The sequence below is a fragment of the uncultured Polaribacter sp. genome, from assembly GCF_947495205.1.
Lineage (GTDB): Bacteria > Bacteroidota > Bacteroidia > Flavobacteriales > Flavobacteriaceae > Polaribacter.
This window is the reverse complement of the sequence record NZ_CANLXV010000003.1, coordinates 229,328-254,173: the sequence shown is the minus strand read 5'-3', so window position 1 is coordinate 254,173 and position 24,846 is coordinate 229,328. Positions and strand designations below refer to the sequence as shown.

At 28.0% G+C, this 24,846-nt stretch carries 23 protein-coding genes; 16 read left to right on the top strand and 7 right to left on the bottom strand.

Annotated elements, in window-relative coordinates; translation table 11 throughout:
* Positions 1-86: 86 nt before the first annotated feature.
* From Q0762_RS04435 to Q0762_RS04395, 9 genes are all read left to right on the top strand, one after another.
* Positions 87-1,556, top strand: a complete 1,470-nt coding sequence (locus Q0762_RS04435) for a serine hydrolase (RefSeq protein WP_298764075.1) — start codon at positions 87-89, stop codon at positions 1,554-1,556.
* Between the two features lie 10 nt (positions 1,557-1,566).
* Positions 1,567-2,661: a serine hydrolase gene (locus tag Q0762_RS04430; RefSeq protein WP_298764073.1), complete on the top strand. Its 1,095-nt coding sequence runs from the start codon at positions 1,567-1,569 to the stop codon at positions 2,659-2,661.
* 764 nt (positions 2,662-3,425) lie between these two features.
* Entirely contained in the window at positions 3,426-4,172 is a 747-nt protein-coding gene (locus Q0762_RS04425; RefSeq protein WP_298764069.1) for a response regulator, read from the top strand.
* Between the two features lie 4 nt (positions 4,173-4,176).
* A complete protein-coding gene (locus Q0762_RS04420) occupies positions 4,177-4,986 on the top strand; it encodes a hypothetical protein (RefSeq protein WP_298764067.1) in 810 nt (269 codons plus the stop codon).
* Between the two features lie 492 nt (positions 4,987-5,478).
* Positions 5,479-7,119, top strand: coding sequence for a sensor histidine kinase (locus Q0762_RS04415; protein WP_298764065.1), 1,641 nt, complete (start codon positions 5,479-5,481; stop codon positions 7,117-7,119).
* Positions 7,120-7,235: 116 nt separating this feature from the next.
* Positions 7,236-8,066, top strand: coding sequence for a hypothetical protein (locus Q0762_RS04410; protein ID WP_298764063.1), 831 nt, complete (start codon positions 7,236-7,238; stop codon positions 8,064-8,066).
* Between the two features lie 78 nt (positions 8,067-8,144).
* Positions 8,145-9,161: a hypothetical protein gene (locus Q0762_RS04405; RefSeq protein ID WP_298764061.1), complete on the top strand. Its 1,017-nt coding sequence runs from the start codon at positions 8,145-8,147 to the stop codon at positions 9,159-9,161.
* Positions 9,162-9,176: 15 nt separating this feature from the next.
* The gene (locus Q0762_RS04400) at positions 9,177-9,386 is read left to right on the top strand and encodes a hypothetical protein (protein WP_298764058.1); all 210 of its coding nucleotides are present in this window, start codon (positions 9,177-9,179) and stop codon (positions 9,384-9,386) included.
* A gap of 167 nt (positions 9,387-9,553) precedes the next feature.
* The gene (locus Q0762_RS04395; RefSeq protein WP_298764055.1) at positions 9,554-9,685 is read left to right on the top strand and encodes a hypothetical protein; all 132 of its coding nucleotides are present in this window, start codon (positions 9,554-9,556) and stop codon (positions 9,683-9,685) included.
* 127 nt (positions 9,686-9,812) lie between these two features.
* On the opposite strand, the gene Q0762_RS04390 is transcribed toward Q0762_RS04395, so the two are convergent.
* A complete protein-coding gene (locus tag Q0762_RS04390) occupies positions 9,813-10,628 on the bottom strand; it encodes an RDD family protein (protein ID WP_298764053.1) in 816 nt (271 codons plus the stop codon).
* A 22-nt stretch (positions 10,629-10,650) separates the two neighbouring features.
* Here Q0762_RS04390 and Q0762_RS04385 point away from each other — a divergent pair, with 22 nt between their 5' ends.
* The 5 genes from Q0762_RS04385 to Q0762_RS04365 all read left to right on the top strand — a co-directional run bounded on the left by Q0762_RS04385 (position 10,651) and on the right by Q0762_RS04365 (position 16,022).
* Positions 10,651-11,616 carry a stage II sporulation protein M gene (locus tag Q0762_RS04385; protein ID WP_298764050.1) on the top strand — a complete coding sequence of 322 codons (966 nt, stop codon included), beginning with the start codon at positions 10,651-10,653 and terminating at the stop codon, positions 11,614-11,616.
* Complete coding sequence (locus tag Q0762_RS04380) at positions 11,616-12,350, top strand: hypothetical protein (protein ID WP_298764048.1); 735 nt, start codon at positions 11,616-11,618, stop codon at positions 12,348-12,350. Before Q0762_RS04385 ends, Q0762_RS04380 begins: the two co-directional genes overlap by 1 nt.
* Positions 12,347-13,555, top strand: a complete 1,209-nt coding sequence (locus Q0762_RS04375; protein ID WP_298764045.1) for a hypothetical protein — start codon at positions 12,347-12,349, stop codon at positions 13,553-13,555. Before Q0762_RS04380 ends, Q0762_RS04375 begins: the two co-directional genes overlap by 4 nt.
* A gap of 2 nt (positions 13,556-13,557) precedes the next feature.
* Positions 13,558-14,577 carry a MoxR family ATPase gene (locus Q0762_RS04370; protein WP_298764043.1) on the top strand — a complete coding sequence of 340 codons (1,020 nt, stop codon included), beginning with the start codon at positions 13,558-13,560 and terminating at the stop codon, positions 14,575-14,577.
* A 113-nt stretch (positions 14,578-14,690) separates the two neighbouring features.
* On the top strand, positions 14,691-16,022 hold the full coding sequence (locus tag Q0762_RS04365; RefSeq protein ID WP_298764041.1) for a DUF58 domain-containing protein: 1,332 nt from the start codon (positions 14,691-14,693) through the stop codon (positions 16,020-16,022).
* Between the two features lie 11 nt (positions 16,023-16,033).
* Here Q0762_RS04365 and Q0762_RS04360 read toward each other — a convergent pair whose 3' ends face one another.
* A complete protein-coding gene (locus Q0762_RS04360; RefSeq protein ID WP_298764039.1) occupies positions 16,034-16,579 on the bottom strand; it encodes a DUF4251 domain-containing protein in 546 nt (181 codons plus the stop codon).
* A gap of 156 nt (positions 16,580-16,735) precedes the next feature.
* On the opposite strand from Q0762_RS04360, the gene Q0762_RS04355 reads away from it, so the two are divergent.
* Positions 16,736-17,440, top strand: a complete 705-nt coding sequence (locus tag Q0762_RS04355; protein ID WP_298764036.1) for a pseudouridine synthase — start codon at positions 16,736-16,738, stop codon at positions 17,438-17,440.
* Positions 17,441-17,576: 136 nt separating this feature from the next.
* Here the strand turns inward: Q0762_RS04355 and Q0762_RS04350 are convergent, their stop codons facing one another.
* The 3 genes from Q0762_RS04350 to Q0762_RS04340 all read right to left on the bottom strand — a co-directional run bounded on the left by Q0762_RS04350 (position 17,577) and on the right by Q0762_RS04340 (position 19,581).
* Positions 17,577-17,762, bottom strand: a complete 186-nt coding sequence (locus Q0762_RS04350) for a CPXCG motif-containing cysteine-rich protein (RefSeq protein WP_298764032.1) — start codon at positions 17,760-17,762, stop codon at positions 17,577-17,579.
* Between the two features lie 205 nt (positions 17,763-17,967).
* Complete coding sequence (locus Q0762_RS04345) at positions 17,968-18,447, bottom strand: winged helix-turn-helix transcriptional regulator (RefSeq protein ID WP_298764029.1); 480 nt, start codon at positions 18,445-18,447, stop codon at positions 17,968-17,970.
* Positions 18,448-18,537: 90 nt separating this feature from the next.
* Entirely contained in the window at positions 18,538-19,581 is a 1,044-nt protein-coding gene (locus tag Q0762_RS04340; protein WP_298764027.1) for a M14 metallopeptidase family protein, read from the bottom strand.
* A 347-nt stretch (positions 19,582-19,928) separates the two neighbouring features.
* Here Q0762_RS04340 and Q0762_RS04335 point away from each other — a divergent pair, with 347 nt between their 5' ends.
* Positions 19,929-20,288 (top strand): helix-turn-helix transcriptional regulator, encoded by a 360-nt coding sequence (locus tag Q0762_RS04335; protein ID WP_298764024.1) that lies wholly within the window; start codon positions 19,929-19,931, stop codon positions 20,286-20,288.
* 395 nt (positions 20,289-20,683) lie between these two features.
* On the opposite strand, the gene Q0762_RS04330 is transcribed toward Q0762_RS04335, so the two are convergent.
* Together Q0762_RS04330 and Q0762_RS04325 are read right to left on the bottom strand one after the other, a co-directional pair.
* A complete protein-coding gene (locus Q0762_RS04330; RefSeq protein ID WP_298764022.1) occupies positions 20,684-23,128 on the bottom strand; it encodes a M1 family metallopeptidase in 2,445 nt (814 codons plus the stop codon).
* Positions 23,129-23,243: 115 nt separating this feature from the next.
* The gene (locus tag Q0762_RS04325; RefSeq protein ID WP_298764019.1) at positions 23,244-24,770 is read right to left on the bottom strand and encodes a S41 family peptidase; all 1,527 of its coding nucleotides are present in this window, start codon (positions 24,768-24,770) and stop codon (positions 23,244-23,246) included.
* Positions 24,771-24,846: the final 76 nt, after the last annotated feature.

The following is a 24,846-nucleotide window of genomic DNA, read 5'->3' as shown; positions in this document are numbered from 1 at the left end:
AAAAGACTAAATTATTCATATAAATTGCTTTGAAAAAGTATTTTATGAAATCTTTGTACTCAATTTAACCTTTAAAATTAATCACATTGAAAAAAGTATTTTTTATTCTATTAGTGCTTTCTAATTTATTTTCTTGTCAACAACCTAAAGAAAACAATTCCGAAAGTAAAATTGAAGACCCTATAATTTTGCATCGAGAACATATTGTAAATAATTTAACTCCATTCTACTATTTAAAAAATAAAATACAACCAAAGCGTGTAGAAGATGTAATGCAAGAATATAAAGTGCCTGGTCTTCGAATTGTTTTTGTTGATAAAGGCAAAATTTCTTGGTCTAAGAATTATGGGTATGCAAATCTTAAAGACTCAATAAAAATAGATGATAAAACTGTATTTACAGGTGCTTCATTAGGAAAACCAATAACTAGTGTAGCTGCATTAAACTTAGCTGAAAAAGGAATTTTAAATTTAGATGAAGATGTAAATAATAAATTAAAAGGATGGAAAGTACCAACAAATGAATTTACAAAAAAAGAAAAAGTTACGCTCAGAAGATTAATTGGGCATACATCAGGTTTTAATAGGTATTATGGCTCTAATTATATGCCTTATGAAAAGCTACCTACAATAGAACAAACATTAAGAGGAGAAAAACCATCTAAACACCCAGCTGTAAAATTAATTTCAGTTCCAGGTTCTACCTATAGATATTCAAATCCTGGGTATTTAATTTTAGAAAAATTAATGGAAGATGTTACCAATAAAAAGTTTGAAGATATTATAGATGAATTGGTTTTTAAACCAAGTGGAATGAAAAACAGCTCATTTATTCAACCAATACCTAAACGCCTTTTGGCAACAAAAGCTACTGGTTATTCAGAGAATTTGCAACCACAACCTTATAATATTATTACATTTAAAGCTGCAGGAGGTATTTGGACAACTCCAGACGATTTGGCTAAGTTTACTCACACTTTACTTACAGACCATCATAAAGGAAGTCATAAATTAGTATCACAAAAAATAACCAAAGAGATATTTAATAAAGGAGGTAATCTTAAAAAACTAGGTTTCACTTTATTAAACTGGAAACGTGATGTAGAAGATATCGCTTTTAGGCATACAGGTCAAAATTATGGTTTTACTTCTGTTATTTTCGGCTCTGTAGAAAAGGAACAAGCAATTATTATGATGGCTAATGGAGTGAATACACAACAGTTGTTTGATTATATTATAAGAGCAACTGCAAAAGAATATAATTGGGATTATTTTAAGCCATCTGCTTATGAAATTTATGATAATAAAGGTAAAGATTTTAATGAATACGCAGGTCAATATGATTGGAAAAACCATTTTGTTATAATAACGAACGAACACAAAAAATTATTCATTCAAATTGATAATCAAAGACATCAACTTATTCCTGTAGATGAAAACACTTTTTTAGCGCCAGATATTTCTCTTTTAATCATACTTCCTAAGAAAGTAGGAGGTAGCCTAGTCTTTTTAGATGAAAATGGAGATTATTCTCGAGTAAATAAAACGTATAAATAAACATAACCAAATGAAAAATAAAACAGTATACCTATTATTTATATTAAGTATAGCAATATCATCTTGTAAAGTAAATTCAGAAATTTCTATTCGATCTTTTAATGGAAACCTTATTTCAAAATCTACAATGGATGCTTTTATAAAAAAGCAAATGGACTCTCTAAATATGCCAGGTCTTTCTATAGCATTTATAAATGATGATAAAATAGTATATCAATCAGCATTAGGAGTTAAAAACATTGAAAATCAAGAAAAAGTAAATGATGCTACTATTTTTGATGCAGCCTCTATGTCTAAAACCGTATTTAGCTTTTTTGTTTTAAAAATGGTAGATGATGGACTACTTGATTTAGATACACCATTGTACACTTATATGGAATATCCCGATATTGCTTATGATGATAGATATAAGTCTATTACTGCTAGAATGGTATTATCTCATACAAGTGGTTTTCCTAATTGGAGATATTTAGATGAAAAAGGAAATTATAACCCTAAAGGCAAGCTAACTATAAAATTTGAACCAGGAACTAAATTTCAATATTCAGGAGAAGGTTATGAGTATTTGGCATTAGTTGTTGCGCATTTAAAAGGCATACAAAAGAATGATTTACAAGATTTGATAAAAAAGGAGGTTTTTGAACCTCTTAGTATGAACAACAGTAGCTTTGTTTGGAACGATTATATAGAAAAACATAGAGTAGATGGTCATTTTAGAGGAAAACTAAATAAAGGATATGGTAATAGCGCAAAAGACCCTAATTTTAAAGCATCTTCTAGTTTACAAACAGATTCTAAAGAGTTCTCACAGTTTTTATTGGCGCTTATAAACAATAAAATTATATCAGAAAAAAGCCACGATGAATTGTTAAAAATACAATCAAGAAAACTTGCTACTAGTAGATCTAAAGAACAAAAATATGGTTTGGGTATTGTTATAGAATATTCTGAATATGGAACTACTTATTCTCACGGAGGTGATAACTTAAGTCATACAGGACTTTATATGTTTAATGTAGAGAAAAAAGTGGGTTATGTGTTTTTTACCAATTCAGAACATCAAAATAAATTTCAAGTGAATTTACTTAATTTTCTTCTAAAGTAGAAAACAAAATAAGATTGATTAACCCAAAAGTAAAAATGTTTTAGGAACACGACCATACAAATACAAATTTTTTAATAATAATTATGAAAAAATTAAATCTGATAATTTTGTGCTTTTGTTCTATTCTATGTTGTTCCTGCTATTCTTATAAAGTTTATCCAAAAAAATTACTGCATTAGCATAATTATTTTTAAAAAACAATCGAGCGTTTTTGCAAGAGGCAATTTTATATAATGGCAAATTATAGCTTCAAATTTTAATATTCTAGATGTTTCTTATAATAACGTATTTAAAAAATATCATTGCATAATACCAAATACAAGATTCTTTACATAATAGAGAATTATAGCTTTCAAATACTATCTAGAAGTTAATAAGCCGTAATTTCCTTTAACATAATATCTATCGATATAAACCTAAAGGTGTTATATCTGATATTATGATTAAATAGCCTAAAAAACGGCTATACAGAAATTACTATATATTTGTACTATAATGTTCTGCTTTATGTAACTTGAGCTTTGGTTAAAAGCGAAAGTTGTTACTGTAGTTCTTGAAAAAAATTATTATCAAAAGTTTCTTTTACAAAGTTAATGGAACACTCTTTTTACGAAGCGACGATACGAGAGTAGTGTAATGTGTGTGGAATAAGATTATTTCTTGTAATTTTACATTAATTCGAAAATTAGTTACTTTACAAACCCAATTTTTCTTTTATAAAGTCTTTTCCTTATACGTAATTAGCTATTTTTACTTTTGTGATTATGACTCAAATAAAAGCAGTACTTGTAGACGACGAACAAAGAGCTAGAGATGTTTTAGTAAACTTATTAAATAGAGCTACAACAAACATAAATATCATTTCTACTTGTAGTAATTTAGAAGAAGGTGTAAAAAAAATTAAAGAACTTCAACCAGACGTTGTTTTTTTAGATGTACAGATGCCTAATTACGCGGGCTATGAAATTGTAAAGTTTTTTGATAAAATTGATTTCGAAATTATTTTTATAACAGCTTATGATAAATACGCTATAAAAGCATTTGAACTAAATGCTATTGATTATTTAGTAAAACCAATTGATAGAACTAAACTAAATATAGCACTTGAAAAATTAGAAGAAAAATTAAAACAGAAGAATCAATTAATTGATTACCAATCATTATTAAAAACTATAAAAGATAAAAATTATAAAAAAATAGTAATTCCAGAATTAGGAAATAGACATATTGTTGATTTAAAAAACATAGTAGCTATTGAAGCTAGTGGTTCATATAGTGTAATTCATTTAAAAGAAAACAAACAAATCACTACTAGTAAAAACCTTAAATATTTTGAAGAAATCTTTTTAAAAGAACTTTCTTTTTTCCGTTCTCATAGAGGATGGATTATCAATTTAAATTTTGTTGAATTATTACATAAAACAGAGCTACTAGTCACTTTAGCAAACGGAAGTCTTAAAACGAAAATATCAAGAAACAAGATAGAAGATTTTGAAAAAGTTCTTAAATAATTTTTTGTCCAAAATATCGTATTTCAAATCTAAAGTTTTAATACTGATCTTTTTTTTCACCTCTTTTTTAGTACTGTCTCAAGAACCGGTAACAATACATCTCTCTGAAAAAGAAGGATTACCAAATAAAGAGCTTTATGACATTCTTGAAGATAGTAAAGGTTTTATATGGCTATGTGCAGATAGGGGACTATTTCGTTATGATGGCAAAGCATATAAAAGTTATACCAGTTCCGAACAAAAAGGGTTGTCAACTTTTAATGTTCAAGAAGATTATTTAGGAAATATATGGTGTAATAATATTTCTGGACAGTTTTTTTACACACAAAACAATCAATTAAAACTTTTTACTGATTTAAAAGAACAGTTAAAAGGAGAATTAGCAAGCTTTGTTGTTAAACCCAATTATTTATGGGTATTTACAGCAATAAAGATTTATAAAATAAACATAAAAACTAAAGCTATTACTGTTATTAATGACTCTACAAAGCGTTATGGAAATCCTTTTTTAGCTAATAACTCTATTTTTTTGAGCTCAGACGATTTCATCTCCGAAATTTCAGCAGACAACACCCTTAAAACTTTAATAAAAACAAACTTAGCACTTAAAAATAGTAAAGGTCGTAGAATTGTTCAACAAAAATCTCAAATATTTAACATTGGAGACTCTATGTTTTTAAGACAAAATAGAGATAATATTAATACATTTTTTCAATTTAATACTACAAAAAAAAGTTTTCAGGCTGTAAAAGGGCTTAAAGAAGTAGCTAACCTACAAATTTATGAATCATATACAACCAATAATAAAATTTGATTTGGAACTAGAAACGGAGTTTGGGTATATGAATACATTGAAAACCATTTTTATTTAAAAAACCATTTTTTAAATGATATAAATGTTACTAACATTATAAAAGATAAAGATAATAACTATTGGTGCACTACTTTAAACAATGGTATTTATATAATACCAAATATTAATATTGAACAAGGGAATATCTCAACTATAAATAAAAACATTAGCAGTTTAGATAAAATAAATGACAGTACCTTATTATTTGGACTCAAAAATGGTAATATTGGTTTTTATAATACTAATAATCATCAGTCAAAAATTATAAACTTACCTACTAAAGATAGAGTTTCAAATCTTATATACCACCCAAGTGGAAATATTATTGTAGGCAAAGATCAATCTTCTTATGTAATAAATTATAAAACGCTTAAAAACATAAAAACTAGGACCTTTAATAATGCCAAAAGTTTCTTAAATATAGATAATGGTGATTTATTATACACAAATCATTTGCATGCCAAATTATTAAAGGAATCAGACTTAAAATCAAATAAAGAAATACTTAATTTTATTTCTGAAGAAAAAAGAACTTATTCCTCTTTTTATAATAAGAAAACTAAAGAAGTATATATTTCTTATGTAGATGGTCTAATGGTGTATGACAGTCTTTGGACTCCCAAAACAATTAAATATAAAAATAATGCAATCTACTGTAAATCGATAACTAAAACAGCCAACGGCGTTATTTGGGTTGGCACTTTTAAAGAGGGTGTTTTAGGAATAAAAAACAATACTGTAGTAAAACATTACACCATTAAAAATGGATTAACCTCAAATAATATTTCAACAATTAAAGCCCATAAAAATAAACTATGGATTGTTACAGAAAATAGCATTCAAAAGTTTGATGCAACCACTTTACAATTTAAAAAACTAACCAAAAAAGAAGGTGTTCCTTCTTATGATATTTCAGGTATAGAATTTATTGGCAACCTTGTGTTTTTCGCGTCTAATGTAGGATTATTTTATTTAGATAAGACAAAAACCTTTAAAACATATAATCCAGATATTTACTTTAACGAACTTCAAATTAATGAGAAAGATACACCGATAAAATCAGCATATACTTTAGACTATACTCAAAATACGATAAAAATTGGCTTTAACGTTAAAGGATTTTCATTTCATCAAAACGGAAAATACAAATACAGATTAAAAGGAATAAATAATAATTGGTCTACAACAGAGACTGGAGTAAGTACTGTAAAGTACAACAGTTTATCATCAGGAAAATACACATTTCAGGTACAGCCATATATTGAAGGAAACCAAAATGAATATAACATAGAAGAGTTAACATTCACCATAAAAAAAGCGTTTTGGAAAACCTGGTGGTTTATATTAGGTAGTTCAATGATTGTTTTGGGTAGCGTGGTGCTTTACTTTAAGCGAAAAATAAGAAATAAAGAAAAAGAGCGTCTTGTACAATTAGAAAAAATAAACTTAGAAAAAGAATTAATTTCTCAAAATTTAACAGCGTTACGCTCACAAATGAACCCTCATTTTATATTCAATGCTTTAAATTCTATACAAGATTTAGTTTTAAAACAAGATATAGACACCTCTTACGACTACATTGTATTATTTGCTGAATTAATACGTAACACACTTAATTATTCCAATCAAGATTTTATTCCAATCGAAAAAGAAATCGAATTCTTAAACATTTACTTACAATTAGAAAAACTTCGTTTTGGAGACGATTTTAACTATACTATTTCTTTTGATTCAGCAGAAGCTTTAGAGATACCTTCGTTATTAATTCAGCCGTTTATTGAAAATGCCTTAATACATGGTTTAATGCACCAAACTGGAAAAAAAGAACTCTCTGTGGTCTTTAATTTAACTGATGAAGCATTACAATGCATTATTACTGATAACGGTATTGGGCGAAAAAAAAGTAAGGAGATAAAAATTAGACAAGATAACCACCACGAATCTTTTGCTTTAAGCTCTATAAAAAAACGCTTAAAAATTTTCCAAAAACAATACGCTACTAAAGTTGGTTATGTAATTGAAGATTTGAAGAAAAACAACGCTTCACAAGGAACTAGGGTTATTGTATCTATGCCTTTTAAAAAGCTTTTTTAATGAAATAATATTATGTAATTTTCCTTTCACAAACCCAATTTGCTATTCATTAATTAGTTTCTCTTAAAATAAGTATCAACAATTACTATTGCAATTCATATTTAAATAATAAAAAAATGGAAAATTTAAAAAAGGGATTATTCGTATTAATAATTGGTTTACAATTCGTGTCTTGTGGAGATAATGATGATAACATTGATGAAACTTCAAAAGAAAAAAGCATTACAAAAGCCTATTTCACAAAAACATTCGCGAACTTCAGAGACACCTACTTTCTTTATGATTTAGGAAATGTAGTTAACAACTTTTGGGAAGCAGAAGTATCTGTAGAAGGATATAATAGTACCTACAATTATGAAATAAAAATTAAAGGAGATGTGTTAAAGGAAGAATATACGTTACCACTTCAGTTTTCTAAAATAGATGATACCAATGCTACTGTTAATATATTAGATTTTGTAAAAGAACAGTTTAAAGCTAAAGAAGATACTTATAAAGCCTATATTGTAGAAAAAGAAAGTAATACTGAATTAGAAATTAGTATTCCTCCGACCGCCCCAGACAGACCTTATATTATGGTAGATGGAGATGAAGATAGTTTTTTATATACTTTTTTCTTTTCTGCAGAAAGAACAACAAGTGCAGCAGTTTTGTTCGAATTAAACTTACCTACTAAAAGAAGATTCGATTTTTTCTTTGGAGGGTCTTGGGCACTTGCCAATGGTCTAGATTTAAGTGTTGAAATCTATGATTTAAATTTAAATAAGTTAGGAGAAGTTACAACAAGTAGATTTGTAACAGATAATAGTGTAGTAGGTTATTCAATCCTTACACCAAATTTTATAACGCAAATTCCAAACACAGGAGAGTATTTTTTAAGATTAAAAGGTTCTTCAACAGACGAATTAAGATATAGTCCGTATAAAAAAATAAACATCATAAAATAAATAATGAAACCCATTATGGACATTTGGTAAGCAATAGTCAACTCTCACTAAAACAAAATAATACAAAAACTTAAATAGATGAAAAAAATAGTTTTACTTAGTATGTGTGCTTTACTCAGCATAACACTACAAGCACAAAAATCACTCTTTAAAGCTCTTGAAGCTAATGGAGAAAATGCAATTTACGAAGGTTTTACAGGGATATCACCAAACGGAGATGGTTCTTGTAATTTTGGAAGATCGTTACCTAAAGTTAAAGTAAATATAGTACGTATAGCTAATGGAATTCCTGTAGGTTTTGTTGGAAAACCAGTAGCAAAAGATTGGGGAGAAATTGGCGAAACAGAATTAAGTGATTATGGTAGAATGGATAGCTATCCTCTTACTATGAGCATGAAACATACCCGTACAAAAGAAGGGTATGTTGTTGTAGACGAAATTATTTTTGTATTAGATAAAATTTCAGATAACGACATGCCATCTGTTAATGACATCACAAAAATCTATGCACTAGTTAAAAATGCTGAAACTACTACTAAAAAGAAAAAAAAGAAAGGTGGTTTTTTAACTAAAATGAAAAATAAACTAAATAGTATCGGACTTAGCTCAACGCATAAATATTTAAAAAGTTTAAACCTTGTAGATAAGTTTACCAATTATGTAATAGCAATGCAAGCAAAACAGGCTGCCTATAAACTTACTGCAAAAGATAAAAGCGATATTGCTAAAATAAAAGCAGCACGCAATGCAGGAGACGCCGAAATTAAGCGTTACAACGACTCTATAAAAGCTACACCCGAGTATAAAGATTTACAAAGAAGAATAAAGCAGAACGAGCAAAATTATCAAAGTGCAAAAGCAAGAAATACAGTAACACTTCGCAATAATACAGGTAGCACCATCTATGTAGGTAAATCTGGAAGTCGTAATCCAGGTACAAGAATAGACAGTGGTAGTACAGCAACTTGGAGTTGTGATACAAATGCTTACTTACAGGTAAAAACAAAATCTGGCGGAAGCAATAATTATAGTACTACCAATACTAAAGTATATAGTGCAAATTCAGGATGTGGAGCTACTATAGATATCAATTAACTGTTATAGAATAACATGAAAAATTTAAAATACATTTTTGTTTTTATTTTACATTTTGCATTATATTCTCAAAATAAAATGCCTACAAAGGCAATTAATGGGGTTTATCATTTGCTTGAGGCAGAAAGAACTATTGGTAGTAAAACAACCAAAACCAAAATTTTTCAATATGGTTTAATGTCTCAGAAAAAAATTAAAGACTTTATTCTACAAATAGCTAATTAGTTTATAATCTTTTACAATTATAAAACCCTCAAAATTCAATTGAATTTTGAGGGTTTTAGTTTTACTTATTTTCATTCACAAAGCCATATTGACATTCATAAAGCAAAATATTAACACTTCATATTATAATTTTTCTTTTGATTTTTAAAATACATAAACTATTTAAAATGAAAAATAAACTACTTTATTTCATGTTGTTGATTGTCAGCTTATCTTATGCTCAAGTGCCTACAGCAAATTTAGTTGGAAAGTTACTAGCTCAAATCCCTTTTTACCAAAAACAATTAGTTTCTGGTTAAAAACTACAACCAATGACGGTAATGTTAGAATTATGTACAATGACAATAACCAGACTAGTCTTAATGATGTATTATAATTTATATTATGTTAAATAGAATATTTTACAATCCCAAAACAAACTATAAACTACATCTTCTCTGTATAATAATTGTAATCTTTTAATATGGCTGTTATAAATTCAGCATCTGTTTTGTGTTTACTCACAATACCTGTTACTTCTATAATTTTAGAGCGTAATTTAATCTGGGTTTTATAATCGTTAAACTTTCTAGCAGATTTAAACGTATCTTTAATAATACGCACATCATTATCAGACAATTGAATAACATTAGGATACGTTGGTTTATACGTTTCTACCAATTCTTCTAAAATAGTATCAGAAAATTTAGCGGCGTCTTTGGTATCAATTACAATGGTATTGGCAATTATATCTCCAAAACGCTGATTTTTATTCGTAAAAACAATTAAGAACAATCCCACCAATTTTCCCAACAAAAAAACAACTCCCATTAAAACCTGCTTGGTTGTATCTGTGTTACTAGAATAAATATACACAGCAAGCAATATAAATAAATTAAAATCTACAATTCTTAAAAACCAACGAATTGCAAAATCTGTAGTACTGGGTTTAAAACCATCTGTATTAATTACTTTTAAATTTAATAATTTTTTACCCAACGTTTGGCCACTAAATAAAATTTCTTGGTATAATGTATAAAACGTTGCAGGCACTAAAATTAAGATGCTTATGGCTTTTTTAGTCCAATTATCATTGGCATACAACCCCTCTATTGCTTGAAAATCAAATACATAATATATAAAAAAAACATAAGCAAATTTTACTACATTATCTATTGCAAAAGCCAACAAGCGTTGGCCTGCATTAGCAACAGTAAATTTTATATTTACATTTTGAGCCGTTTTTATTTGGAGTGTTTTCATGCAATGATTAAATTCGCTCTTAATGAGAGAGATCGCTTTTATTAAGCAAAATAAAGAAAAATGGCTCGAATTTGAACAAGTTATTTCAAATAAAACTAAAAAAAGTCCAGACAACATAGCCAACCTGCATATAAAAATCATGAATGATTTGGCATATGCACAAACCTATTACTCTAAAAGTAAGGTTACCACCTATTTAAATAAATTGGCAAAACATAGTTTTGATAAGGTGTACCAAACCAAAAGAAGAGATCAAAACGCTTTTTTATATTTCTTTTTTGATAAGGTGCCCCTACTCGCCTATCAATATAGAAAATACTTTTATTTATCTTTTGCCTTCTTTTTTATCTGTTTTTTTATCGGTTTACTGTCAACTTTTAATGATGAAACATTTGCCAGACAAATTTTAGGAAATGATTATATAGACCAAACGCTAGAAAACATTGAAAGTGGCGATGCTATGGCCATTTATAAAGGTGGTAGCAATTGGGGCACATTTATAGGCATTTATAACAATAACCAAAGAGTGGGTTTAAACATGTTTTTATCGGGTTTATTTTTAGGTTTAGGCACTGGTTATTATGTGGTTGTAAACGGAATTATGGTAGCTGTATTTCAAGCTTTTTTTTATCAACAAAACAGTCTTTTTGATAGTATTAAAGGCATTTGGATACATGGTACTTATGAAATCTTTGGCATTATTATAGAAGCAGCAACCGGTTATATTATTGGTGCTAGTATTTTATTTCCTGGTACTTTAAAACGTTTGCAATCTTTTAAAATTGGCATGCGAGACGCATTTTATATTTTTATCAGCACCATTCCTTTTACCATTGCTGCCGCTTTTTTAGAAGGTTATGTAACGCGTTATTCTAATATAATGCCCACTTTTGTTTGTTTTGCAATTATTATATTCAGCTTGGTTTCTATTGGCTATTACTATTTAATTTTACCATTTAAGGTGGCTCAAAAACACCAATTGCGTTAATGAAAAAGGTACTCGTTTATTTTTTGTTACTACTAATTACTAGGTTTGGTTTTTCGCAAGAAAAAGTAAAAGACAGTACTTTTATAGCAACAGAAAACGCTTTTGTTGTACAGGATACTACCAAATATGTAAAATCGATAAACTACACAAAACAACGCAACTTTAAAGAAAATTTAAAGCAAAAATATAATAACAAAGATTTTATTTATGTTGAAGAAGAAATTAAAGAACAAAAACCCTCTACTCCACCAAATTTAAAATTCTTAAAAATAATTGCCTCTTTTTTACAAACCATTTTTCCGTTTTTATTGGGTGGTTTTGTTGTGTTTATAATATTGAAGTTGGTTTTAGGAGCAGAATTAAATTTCTTCAATTTTAAAAAAGGAAACAAAAAAGTAGCAGAAAAATTAATTTATGAAGAAGACGATATTCATGAAATAGATTTAGAAAATTTATTAAAAAACGCCATAGAAAACACAAATTATAGATTGGCAATTCGTTATCATTATTTGTTGATTTTAAAAGATTTGTCTAGTAAAAAATTAATAGATTATCATAAAGACAAAACCAATACTGAGTATAAATTTGAATTAGAAAAAGGAGAAGTTAGAGATGCTTTCTCTTACCTGTCTTACATATACACTTATGTTTGGTATGGCGAATTTTCTATTGAAGCTACAGACTTTTACCAAGTACAAGCTAAATATGTATCCTTTAAAACCCTAACAAAATGATGCATAAAAAGTACTATTATTTGTTAAGTTTTCTAATGGTAATGCTATGTTTTTCTAGTTGTAATAAAACCAATTGGACAGAAAATTATAAAGAAAAAGAAAAAAGTCCGTTTGGTAATTATATTATTTTTAATGAAGCTGAAAATGTATTTGAAAATCAACATATAGAAATTTTAAAAGAACATTTTTACGATTATACTTTGTTTCATTACAACGAAGATTCTATTGCTAAAAAAAGTTATATTCTTATAAAAGACCTTGCTTTAAAACAAAATAAAGAAGGTAATAAAGCTTTGTTAGAATTTGTTAAAAACGGAAATACAGCTTTTATTGCTTTAAATTATTTTAGAAAAGATTTTAAAGATGCTTTAGAATTTACAACCAACTCTTTAGATAAAATGGCATACAACAGAGCCAATTTAAAAAAATTATCGGGTAAGTTTTCGTTAAAAAACAAAGCATTTAAAGACACCGTTTTTAATTTTGAAAGAAACATTAGAACAGCCTATTTTTTAGAATACAATACAAACAAAACCATTGTTTTAGGAACCACAGAAATTGGAGGAGAAAATTTGCCAAATTTTATAAAAATCTATCATGGTAAAGGTGCTTTTTACCTGCATTTAAATCCTGTAGTGTTTACTAACTATTATCTTTTAAATGATAAAGAAAATTATGTAGAAAATCTGTTTTCTTACCTTCCTAATCAAACTATTTTATGGGATAAACATATTAAAAACAGCACTTATGGCTCAAAACCTAAAGAACCTTCTATTTTTAAATTCTTTTTAAAACATAAAACCTTAACTTGGTTTTTAGTGGTTTCTTTTATAGGTTTATTGTTATTTATGCTTTTTAACGCAAGAAGAAAACAACGTGCCATACCTATTATAAATGAATTAAAAAATACAACGGTTGCCTTTACACAAACCATTTCTAATTTGTATTTAAATGAAGGGGATCACAAAAATTTAGTAGACAAAAAAATAGCGTTTTTCTTGGCAAAAATTCGTTCTAAATATTTACTAAATACCAACAATTTAAATGCCGATTTTATGATGAAATTAGCCTTAAAATCGGGCAATGATTTGCAAAAAACAAAATATTTAATACATACAATTATCGCTTTAAATAAAAAAACCGAATGTTCTGAAGAAGAGCTAATTGTATTACATAAAATGATAGAAAAATTCTTAAACAAATAACTATGGAAACACCAAATATAGAGAATACAAATCCGGAAGAAAATAATGCAGATTTGGCATTTACCAATAGAATAGATTTAAGTGAATTACAAGAAAATGTACATCAAATAAAAACACAATTAAAAAAGGTAATTGTGGGGCAAAAAAATATGCTAGATCTTTTATTGGTTGCCTTACTTTCTGATGGTCATGTGTTAATTGAAGGTGTTCCTGGAGTGGCAAAAACAATTACTGCAAAATTACTTTCTAAAACTATTGCTATTGATTTTAGTAGAATTCAGTTTACCCCTGATTTAATGCCTTCAGATATTTTAGGAACTTCTGTTTACAATCAAAAAAACACAGAGTTTGAGTTTAAAAAAGGACCTATTTTTTCGAATATGATTTTAATTGATGAAATTAATAGAGCCCCTGCCAAAACACAAGCCGCTTTATTTGAGGTTATGGAAGAACAACAAGTAACTATAGATGGTACCACTTATAAAATGGATTTACCTTTTATGGTTTTGGCAACACAAAACCCAATTGAGCAAGAAGGAACGTACAGATTACCAGAAGCACAATTAGATCGTTTTTTATTTAAAATTAATGTTGAATATCCAAATGCAGCAGAAGAATTTGAAATTATTCTTAGAGAACAAGCGCTAAAAGAAGTTACCAAAACTAGTAAAATAGAAACCGTAATTTCTGGTGCTAAAATATTGGAATTCAGAAATTTAGTAACGCAAGTAACTATTGAAGAAAACCTAATAAAGTACATTACTAATATTGTAGTAAATACACGTTCCAATTCGTTTTTATATTTGGGTGCATCGCCAAGAGCTAGTATTGCAATTTTAGCTGCAAGTAAAGCATTTGCAGCAATAGCTGGTAGAGATTTTGTAACACCAGAAGATATAAAAAATGCTACAATTCCTGTTTTAGAGCATCGTGTAATTGTAACACCAGAAAGAGAAATGGAAGGTGTTACAAGCAAACAAATTATCAATCAGATTATTGAGGCTGTAGAAATACCAAGATAATTAAGAATTGTTTGGTTTTAGTTGATGGTAATAAACAGCAACCACAAACAAAAAAAACAAAAGTCAAAGGTCAAAAGTCAAAAGTCAAAAGTTAAAAGTTAAAAACCATAAAATTGAAAAATCTTTATAAGTCACTTTTTTTAAACAATCGTTTTTTCTACGCTCTAGGCATTGTAGCTGTATTGTTTGTGGTTGGTTTTTTTGTGCCTTTATTTTTTCTGGTGGCAAAGGTTTTACTTTTTATACTTTATCTTTTAACCTTCATTGATATTTTTTTGCTATATCGTTTAAAAAACGGAATAACTTTACAAAGAAATTTACCTGAACGTTTGTCTAATGGAGATGTGAATAAAATTACGATTGTTTTAAAAAATAGCTATCCATTTAAGAGTCATTTATCTATAATAGAAGAATTGCCATTTCAATTTCAAAAAAGAGATTTTATTTTTCCTTTAGATGTTTTACCAAATCAAGTAAAAACTTTTTTTTATGATGTAAAACCAACAGAAAGAGGTGTTTATAATTTTGGTGAAACCAATATTTATACAAATACACCTTTGCAATTGGCTACTAAAAAATATGTTTTAGGGCAAGCTGTTGTTTTAAAATGTTATCCTTCCTTTTTAAAATTTAAAAACTTCGATTTTAAAGCGTTTCATAATAATGCCATTAGTTATGGCACAAAAAAAATAAGAAGAATTGGGCACTCTTTAGAGTTTGAACAAATTAAAGAATACGTTTCTGGTGATGATATTAGAACCTTAAACTGGAAAGCTACTGCAAAACGCAATCAATTAATGGTGAACCAATATGTAGAAGAAAAATCGCAACCTGTTTATACTATAATAGACAAAGGACGTGCCATGCAAATGCAGTTTAACGGTCTTAGTTTATTAGATTATGCAATAAATGCCACTTTAGCAATTAGCAACATTATTTTAAGAAAACAAGACAAAGCGGGCATGTTGTCTTTTTCTAAAAAGTTAGAAGATTTGGTGGTTGCAGAAAAAAGAAACAGTCAAATGCGATTAATTTCTGAGGCATTGTATAATTTAAAAACAGATTTTTCTGAGTCGGATTTTGGCGGTTTATACAACGTTGTAAAGCGTAAAATTACCCATAGAAGTTTGTTAATTGTTTTTACCAATTTTGAAACTATGGATGGTTTAAATCGTCAAATTAATTATTTACGGGCTTTGGCAAAAAACCACTTGGTTTTAGTAGTTTTCTTTAAAAATACTGCACTAAATGCCTTAATAAACTCTAAAACAGATAATTTACAAGAAGTTTACGATAGCATAATTGCAGAAAAATTTATGTATGAAAAAATAAGCATTGTAAACGAATTGAAAAAATACGGCATTGCTGCTGTTTTAACAACGCCAGAAAATTTAACAGGAGATACTGTAAACAAATATTTAGAATTAAAATCTAGAGGTTTGTAGTTAACATTTGTTTATTTCTCCTTTAATTTATCTGGCAATTCTTTCCAAGAACCATTGTAATTTATATTGGTTCTGTGACTACTATTTACGCTTAAAAAAGCACTTTTATTAGCGTACAAAGTTAGGGTTAACATATAATTTTCTATGGCAGACTTTGCCCAATACTTAATAATGTATGCTTCTTTTTTACTATTGTATGTTATTGCTGTTTTTGAAGGCTTTCCATTAAATTTAATACCAGGATCTTCATTATAACCTCTAGCTATTTGTTGTTCTCCATAATAAGGGATATACATAGATAAGCTATCTTTTTCTACTCTAAAATAATTTGAATTTCCTACCAAATTTATGCTTGCTGCATTACTTCCTGGTGGCAATAAACCCTCTAGAGCAATTAATCTATTAACGGCTAAAGGGTTTGCATTATCAAACACTACTTCGAATTTTTTTTCTGAAACTATTTTTTCTAAAAAACTTTTTTCTGCGCCTGTAGCGCTATGTTTTGCGCTTACACAACTTATAAAACCAGTTATTATAAAGAGTAGTACTATTCTCATTTTCTTGTATTTAGTAGTTAAAATTACAACTTTAATTAAAGTTTAGTTTTAAAATTATCATAAAAGTAAAGGTTATATAATTGGTATTAAAAATTGATACTTCCTTACAATTAACTCTATAAATTAAATACTATTTTTGAAATTTAAAAACCTACAATGAGTATAACTGTTCTTTTTGAAGATGAATACATCTTATGCGTTAGTAAACCGAATAATATGTTGGTACATCATGCTCATCATTCTAGAAATGTTGCAGAAGAAACTGCTCTTTTACAAAGTATTGAAAGGGAAAAAGGTTTTAAAACTTACCCAATTCATAGATTAGATAGAAAAACATCTGGAATTATTCTTTTGGCAAAAGAAAAAAGTTTTATTTCTAAATTTCAAGAATTGTTTACCAATAACGCTATTGAAAAGGTATATTTTGGTATTGTTCGTGGTTTTTCTCCAGATGAAAAAAAAATAGATTCGCCTGTAAAAGGTAGAGATGCCAATGTTCATAAAGAGGCGCTAACGTATTTAAAAACGTTGGCCAACATTACTTTAGAGATTCCTGTAAAACCTTACGATTCTTCTAGATATTCTTTAATAGAAATGAAACCGCAAACGGGAAGAATGCACCAATTAAGAGTGCATTGCAATAAAATTAGTCATCCTTTACTTGGCGATCCTAAATATGGCGATAAAAACCATAATATAATGTTTGCTGAAAAGTTAAATTGTGACAAGTTGTTTTTACATGCTGGTAAATTAGAATTTCAACACCCGTTTACATTAGAGAAATTACTTTTAAAAGCGCCTTTTCCTAAAGATTGGCTTACTTTGTTTGAGCGTTTTTCTTGGCAAAATCCGTTGCAATAAGTTTTTAAATAATCTTAAATTTCTTCTAAAAGCAGAAAACTAACCAACGGTGCTAGCCCTGATTGAACGGTCTGTTTGAGCTCTTGCACTTTTTTGTGCAAAGCGAGTAGTGAAAGCAGGAAACAGCTTCTAAAAATTATTGTTCTATGCTTTGAGATTGAAAACCAATGAGTTCTCCATCATTAAAACTTGGTGTTATTTCTATGGGATTGCAACAAACTTCGCAATCTTCTATATAGGTTTGTTGGCGCACACTGCTGTCTAAAATCATAGAAATTTCTTCCCAACAATATGGGCATTGAAAAAAATGTTCTTGTTCCACTATTCAATTATTTTTAATACTAATTTTCCGTTTTTTTCTCCAGTAAAAAATCTTTTATGGGTTTCTTGAAAGTTTTTCACACAAAAAATATAATATGATTTACTTATTTAAATATATACATTATTTAAAAATTTATAGAGATTTTTAACAAAAAAAATCTCTATAATTAAATAGAGATTTTGATGTATTTGAATAGAATTTATGCCTATAATTCTTTAAAAATGGCATGCATCATTCTTTTTTTATCGTTTATGCTTTCTTCTAAAGCAATCATAGTTTCTGTTCTGTTTACTCCAGGTACATCATCTATTTGATAGATAATATCTTTTGCATCATTGGTGCCTTTGGCTCTTACTTTACAGAAAATATTATATTTACCAGCAGTTACATAAGCTACGGTTACATTAGGTATTTTTCTAAGGTTTTCAATAACATTTTGTGTCATAGAAGTTTTTTCTAAATACACACCTACATGAGCAATAAAAGAGTAGCCCATTTTCTCATAATTTAATGTAAGTGTAGAACCTTGAATAATGCCCTCATCTTCCATTTTTTTAACGCGCACATGAATTGTACCTGCAGAGACCAATAATTGCTTTGCAATGTCTGTAAAAGGTGTTCTTGCATTTTCAATTAAGATGTCTAATATTTGATGATCAATTTCGTCTAATATAAATTTTTTCATTTTTAGGTATTATTCAATTAACATTGCAAATCTATAAATTTAATTAAAGTAAACAAGAAAAAAAATGAGAAAAATTTAATTTTTTTACAATTAAAAAACGATTTCAGAGTGCCCGAACTTCTCTTTTAAAGAATCATCATCTACTTGAATCAATTTAGATACCAATTTATTTTCTAAGATTTCATCTTTATATTGAAAAGCAACATCTTTAGAACTGTCTGAAAATCTATGAATTACATCATAAAAGTCCTTACTATTATTGGGAATATTAAAATAATCTTTATAGGTACTAAAATCTGAAGTATTTGCAATGTAAGACAAACCTTGTAAAATAGAATAGAAAGTATATTTTCTACTTTCTTCTCTATTATAGTCTTCTTTATAATGTCCAGATTCTATTAAAATGGTGTTGTAACCTAATTTTTGAAAGTTATCTCCGGTTGCAGTTGGGTAAAATTCGTCTGTATACCTACCCACATGATTGGGTATTATTTTTTGCAACATATTATTCATTGCAATAATTACATTCATGGTTTGTTTTCTACCTGCCGTTATTTTTCTTGTAATTTCTTCTGATGGCGCTAAAAACGAAATGGTAGCTGGGTTTTTTGTGCCTTCTACATTAAAAATAGTTCTTTGGTCGTGTAGATTAAAGCAAAACTGCGGATTAAAACTTTCTAAAACGCTGCGCAGTAATTTACTTTCTTTGGCTGTTTTAGCTACAGCATCTCTATTTAAATCGATATTGTTGCCATTTACTCTCGTATATACTTCTGCCCCATCTGGATTTAACATGGGTATAAAAACTAAAGTACAGTTGTCTAAAATGGTTTTTAATTCTGTTGCATTGTCATTTAAAAAACAGTTGAATAAATCAAACAAGGCTCTTGTACCTGTACTTTCATTTCCGTGCATTTGAGACCAAAGTAAAATTTTCTTTTGACCAGTGCCTATTTTTAATTGATATATAGGTCTGTCATATTCAGACACGCCTATTTGTTGAACATCAAATAAAGATTCATATTTCTGAAACAAGTTTTTAAGATCCTTAAATCGAATCCATTTTCCTGAAAGTGTTTTTTCTTTTTGTGTTTTAAATATTGATTCTAAAAATGCGGTGCTTGTGATGCTCATAAGTTTAACTAAAATATAGGTTGTAAAAATAAGCTATTCACATTTGTAATCAAACTAAAATTTACAATTGTAAATTGTAATTATGTTACAAATGTAAATTTATAAAATAGTGAATAATGTTACTTTTGTAAACTACAATAATCAACTTTAGTGTTTCTATAAAGCTTCAGGTATTTTCTGATAATAAATAACTATAACTAAGGATTAAATTACTTAATTTAAGGTATTTAAGTTTAATTATATAAAGTTATTGTTTAATACTTAAAATCACTTTTTAAATAATAGTTATAAATGATTTTGATTATTACACTGAATTATTTACATTTGTAAAACACTAATAATTTACAATGATAAACAGTACAGAGTTTACAAATCGACTCAAAGAAATAATGACTTTTCATGCACTTTCTGCTTCTATGTTTGCAGATAAAGTTGGTGTGCAGCGTTCTAGCATATCGCATATTTTGTCTGGGAGAAACAAACCAAGTTTAGATTTTATTTTAAAAGTAACTTCAGAATTTGAAGATGTAGATATTAAATGGCTTGTAAATGGTGTTGGAATGTTTCCGAATAAAGTAACAACCAAAGAAAAAGTAGCAGCTCCTACTCCATCTTTATTTTCATCTTCAGAGAAAACTTCAGAAAAAAAAATACAGCGGATTTTAGTTTTTTATACGGATGGTACTTTTGATGAATATCAAAAATAAATTTTAAGATTTTGTAACCATTTTAAATGTGCTTAAAATCTATTTTTCTAAATGGTAGTATATTTATAAAGAAACTTATTACGAAAATAGAAAGGAAAGTAATTCAAGTTTACATTAAAAATGCAAGAATTATATAAACCTGGTTTTGCATTTTAAATTATAACAATAAGAAACTGGTTTGTTAAAGTAATTTTGAATAACTAAAAATTACATCGTTAATTCATTGAAGTACCAATACCTTTTACTCTTAATAGAAATCTTATTCCTTTCTATTAAAATATTTACATTTACTAAAATAATTACGTTGTAAGAAAATACAAAAGAGATGAAATACAGTTTACGCCAAACACTCTTTAGATATATAGGTTATTATTTGATAAAATAATAAGTAAGCTTTACAGTAAACGCTCCATAGCCGTTTTAATTAAGGCCACATTTCTGTCTTTGTTGGTATTATCGCTAATTTCTTGCGCTTGCACCATTTTACGCATTAAGTTGATTACAACTTTATCAAAATTAAATTTTTTGTACTGAATGCCTTTGGCTACCATATCTTCTGTTAGGTTTTGTATGGCTTTCATGTTATTGCTTTTAGATACTTGCTGAAAAGCTTTTTCATATAACTTTTTATTAGGTCCATTACCCGATAAAAACATACCAGAAACTACACTTTTTGCTATAAAAGGTAATTCTGTTTCATCATTAGAAGCTATAAAAATTTTTGTTAAAGGTGTTGCCAGTATTTTACGAATTTCATCTGGCAGCTCTTTTGATTTTTTTATAGCCAATGGTTTATCTATATAAAACATAGCTACTAAACTTTTTCCTAAAACGGCGTAAGACTCGCTTTCTAAACCTTTTACAAAGTAGTTTTTTAATTCTGGATCTGTTAATTTACCTAAAGTTTGTATGGCTGCAGCTTGTACCATAGTATTTTCTGTTGTACTTGCAAGTTTCATTATTTTTTGAATGGCATCTTTTTTAGCAAACTTATTTATTAAATCTACATTTTCTAAAGCCAATACTTGAATTTGATAAGCATCATCATCCATAGCATTTACAACGGCGTTAAAAGCCAATTTGTCTTCTTGCTTTTTTACTACTTCTAATAAAGCTTCTCTACGATGCATAAAATGATCAGCATTTTTTAACTGAAAAATATAATCGCTAAGTACTTTATTTTCATTGATTTTGCACAATAAAACTCCATCTGCATTTACTTGTATTAAAGTGGGTTGTACTTTATAATTAAAAGTAAAAGAGGCATCTTTATTTTCTACAAATACAGTTTTTCTGTATTTTTTGCCACCTTCAAAAAAATCTAAAGCAATAGGAAATTGAAAAGGTTGTGCTTGGTTTTGTAATATATTAATAGTTACTGTTTTCCTTAATAAATTGTAATCGTAAGAAATGGTTAATTCTGGATGGTTTGCCCCAAAATACCACTGATTGAAAAACCAATTTAAATCTTTGCCTGTTACCTTCTCGAAAATTAAACGCAGTTCGTGGGCTTCTGCCGCTTTGTATTTATAAGTGTTTAAATAGGTTTTTAAACTGGCAAAAAAAGCTTCGTCTCCAACATAATTTCGTAACATGTGTAAAATTGCGCCACCTTTATTATAGCTTACTAAATCAAACATATCTTGATGTTCTAAATAATCAAAACGTACCAAATTTTTGTCTGATTCTTGCCCACTTAAATATGCATTATTGTTTTCAAATAGATGCATTTCTGCAGCTTCTTTGCCATATTTATATTCTTGCCATAAATATTCGCTGTAGTTGGCAAAAGATTCGTTTAACGTTAAATTTGCCCAACTTTCTGACGTTACCAAATTACCAAACCAATGATGAAAAAGTTCGTGCGCTATTGTATTTTCATGCACATTTTTATCTATTAATTGCCCTGGTTTTTGGTATGCAATTTCACTATGTACAACTGCCGTTGTGTTTTCCATTGCTCCAGAAACATAATCTCTTACAACAATTTGGCTGTATTTGTTCCAAGGAAATGTTACTCCTAATTTTTCTGAAAAAAAATGCATCATTTCTGGGGTATTCCCAAAAATGGATTTTGCAAAAGGTGCAAATTCTTTTTCTACATAATAATTAATAGGTATATTTTTATAAGGTGTGTCTTCGATTACTTCAAAATCTCCAACACCTAAAAATGCTAAATATGGTGCATGTTTTTGATCTAATTTCCAATAATCTGTTCTATTTTCTTTATTTATTACAGCTGTAATTAGTTTACCATTAGAAAGTGTTTTATACTTATTGGGTACTGTAATGTAAATTTCTTGCGTAGTTTTTTGGTTGGGTGCGTCTATTGTTGGAAACCAACAACTGCTGCCTTCTGTTTCGCCTTGTGTCCAGATTTGTGTAGGTTTGGTTTTGTCTTTACCAGACGGATTTATAAAATACAAGCCTTTCTCTGTAGCTAAAGTATTGGTTAATTTGTTTTTTACTTTGTCTGGTCTTGCTGTATATTTAATGTAAATTGTAAAACTTTCTTCTTTGGTATAGTTTTTTGGCAGTTTTATGTTTAGCTGATAATCGTCATAATTATAATTTAAAATATTGCCGTTTAAAGATACCTCTTGAAACAACATGGCTTTGGCGTCTAAAATTAATGTATTTGTGCTGTAAAAGTGTGGTTTTACAGTTACCCAAGCTTCGCCATTTACTTGCTTTTTATCAAAATTAAAATCTACTTTTAATTTGGTATGTATTAAGTTGTGTTTTTTTTCTTTTTCGGCTTTGTAAGCTACTGTATTTTGCGCAAAATTTATGGCAAAAACAAATTGTACAATAAGAATTAAACTATTTTTAATCTTCATAAAATGTGTTGTCTAATTTTTCAAAAATAAGAAAATAAACTAGTGAAGTTGTTAATGCGTAGTTAAAAACAGAAAGCAACAAACGCATTAGAAAAATAAGTGTTTTAATTTTATATTATTGACTTACAATATCTTTTAAAACCCAATCTAATTCTGGATCTATTTTGGCTTTTCTATCTTTTAAAGTTGGTGAAATGGCTAAATTTGGTTTTACACCAAAACCATCTGGCTTTTGTAAAAATGGTGTTTGTATTTGCATAAGACCAAAGTGAACCCTAACTTTAGAATGCTTTAAATCATGTACTCTTGTAAAACCTGCCACAGTGCCATTGTATGCTCCACCAGTTTCTTCGCCAACAAAAATAGCACGTTGATTTGCTTTTAAGTAAGTTGCTAAAATTGCGGAAGCAGAAAAAGAGTATCCATTAATTAATACATAAATTTTACCCTTAAAATTTAAAGGATTTGGTTCTTTAATTTTAGTTTTATAATTAAAATACAACTGATTGTTTTCTTTTTTAACTTTAAAAACACGGTAAGCTACGATTACGGGAGACCCAATTCCTACAACTATTTTTGAGAATAAATTATTGGTATTTGTATAAACAGAATTTAAAACAGGAAATCTTGTTTTTACTTCACTCTTTGTAAAAAATTGGAATTCTTTATCCGTTAAATAGGCATATAAATCTCTAATTTCTGCGGCTCTTCCTCCGCCATTATAGCGCAAATCAATTATTAGATTTTCTGTATTTCTATTTTTTAAAGTTTGAAAAGTTTGCTCGTAGAATTCTTTATAACTTCCGTTTCCAAAACCTCTTATTTTCATATAAGCAACTGTGCTATCTTTACCAATAAAAGATAAATTTCTAGTGTAGGTTTTCTCTGAATAATTATAGCCATGTATTTTATTGAACTTACGTCTCTTTTTTCTCTCTAATTTACTTAGAATAACAGGTTTCTTTCTTGTAGCATCTTTTTTAATTGAATCTGATTTTTTCTTAAGACTGTTTTTTGTGCTTTTTTTTCTAAGAATTGTTCTAAAAGTTTTTATAAATGTTGAATCCTCTATTTGTAAAGTTAAAGAAATGCTGTCTAATTCACCTTTGTCTCTATAAAAATACTTTTTAAAATGTTTGCCAATTACCTTATCATAAAATGTAGTATTGTAACCATCTGACGAAAATATTTTTCGATATTTTTTGGTAAGTACACTAACATCCTCATTGTTTATTTTAAGAACTTCTGCAAACAATAAAGCACCATCTTTTTCTTTGGTTTTGCTTATAAATAATTGTTTGTTTAAATACTCAAAATCTAAAGTATTAAAATTGTTTTTTTGCCTGCGATATAATTTTCTTTCTTCTTTAGTTTTTATTTTTTTGGGTGGAGTTATCCCTGTATGTCCATGTCCCATTTGTGAAACAACCTGAACTGTTTTTTTATAGAAATCTTTACTATTCATTGGTGTTAAAGATTGCTTTAAACTATCAAACTTAAAATCTAAAACAACTTTACTTTTATATTGATACAATCTTGGATGGTATTTTTGAAGTTGTGAATACAATTCGTCAACATCTGCACTTAGTTCTTTTACGCTGTGTAATTTAGATATTTGTCTATTGTGTTTTTGTACGCTCACACAAGATGTGATAGTGATAATGAATAGAAGAATTAAAATATATAATCTCATTACAATTTTTTCTAAAAATAACAAA

Coding starts and splice junctions, on each gene's coding strand:
- Q0762_RS04395 (WP_298764055.1), top strand. CDS start 9,554: ATGAAAAATAAACTACTTTATTTCATGTTGTTGATTGTCAGCTTATCT.
- Q0762_RS04390 (WP_298764053.1), bottom strand. CDS start 10,628: ATGAAAACACTCCAAATAAAAACGGCTCAAAATGTAAATATAAAATTT.
- Q0762_RS04425 (WP_298764069.1), top strand. CDS start 3,426: ATGACTCAAATAAAAGCAGTACTTGTAGACGACGAACAAAGAGCTAGA.
- Q0762_RS04340 (WP_298764027.1), bottom strand. CDS start 19,581: ATGAGCATCACAAGCACCGCATTTTTAGAATCAATATTTAAAACACAA.
- Q0762_RS04335 (WP_298764024.1), top strand. CDS start 19,929: ATGATAAACAGTACAGAGTTTACAAATCGACTCAAAGAAATAATGACT.
- Q0762_RS04385 (WP_298764050.1), top strand. CDS start 10,651: ATGAGAGAGATCGCTTTTATTAAGCAAAATAAAGAAAAATGGCTCGAA.
- Q0762_RS04410 (WP_298764063.1), top strand. CDS start 7,236: ATGGAAAATTTAAAAAAGGGATTATTCGTATTAATAATTGGTTTACAA.
- Q0762_RS04400 (WP_298764058.1), top strand. CDS start 9,177: ATGAAAAATTTAAAATACATTTTTGTTTTTATTTTACATTTTGCATTA.
- Q0762_RS04370 (WP_298764043.1), top strand. CDS start 13,558: ATGGAAACACCAAATATAGAGAATACAAATCCGGAAGAAAATAATGCA.
- Q0762_RS04430 (WP_298764073.1), top strand. CDS start 1,567: ATGAAAAATAAAACAGTATACCTATTATTTATATTAAGTATAGCAATA.
- Q0762_RS04330 (WP_298764022.1), bottom strand. CDS start 23,128: ATGAAGATTAAAAATAGTTTAATTCTTATTGTACAATTTGTTTTTGCC.
- Q0762_RS04380 (WP_298764048.1), top strand. CDS start 11,616: ATGAAAAAGGTACTCGTTTATTTTTTGTTACTACTAATTACTAGGTTT.
- Q0762_RS04345 (WP_298764029.1), bottom strand. CDS start 18,447: ATGAAAAAATTTATATTAGACGAAATTGATCATCAAATATTAGACATC.
- Q0762_RS04405 (WP_298764061.1), top strand. CDS start 8,145: ATGAAAAAAATAGTTTTACTTAGTATGTGTGCTTTACTCAGCATAACA.
- Q0762_RS04360 (WP_298764039.1), bottom strand. CDS start 16,579: ATGAGAATAGTACTACTCTTTATAATAACTGGTTTTATAAGTTGTGTA.
- Q0762_RS04355 (WP_298764036.1), top strand. CDS start 16,736: ATGAGTATAACTGTTCTTTTTGAAGATGAATACATCTTATGCGTTAGT.
- Q0762_RS04375 (WP_298764045.1), top strand. CDS start 12,347: ATGATGCATAAAAAGTACTATTATTTGTTAAGTTTTCTAATGGTAATG.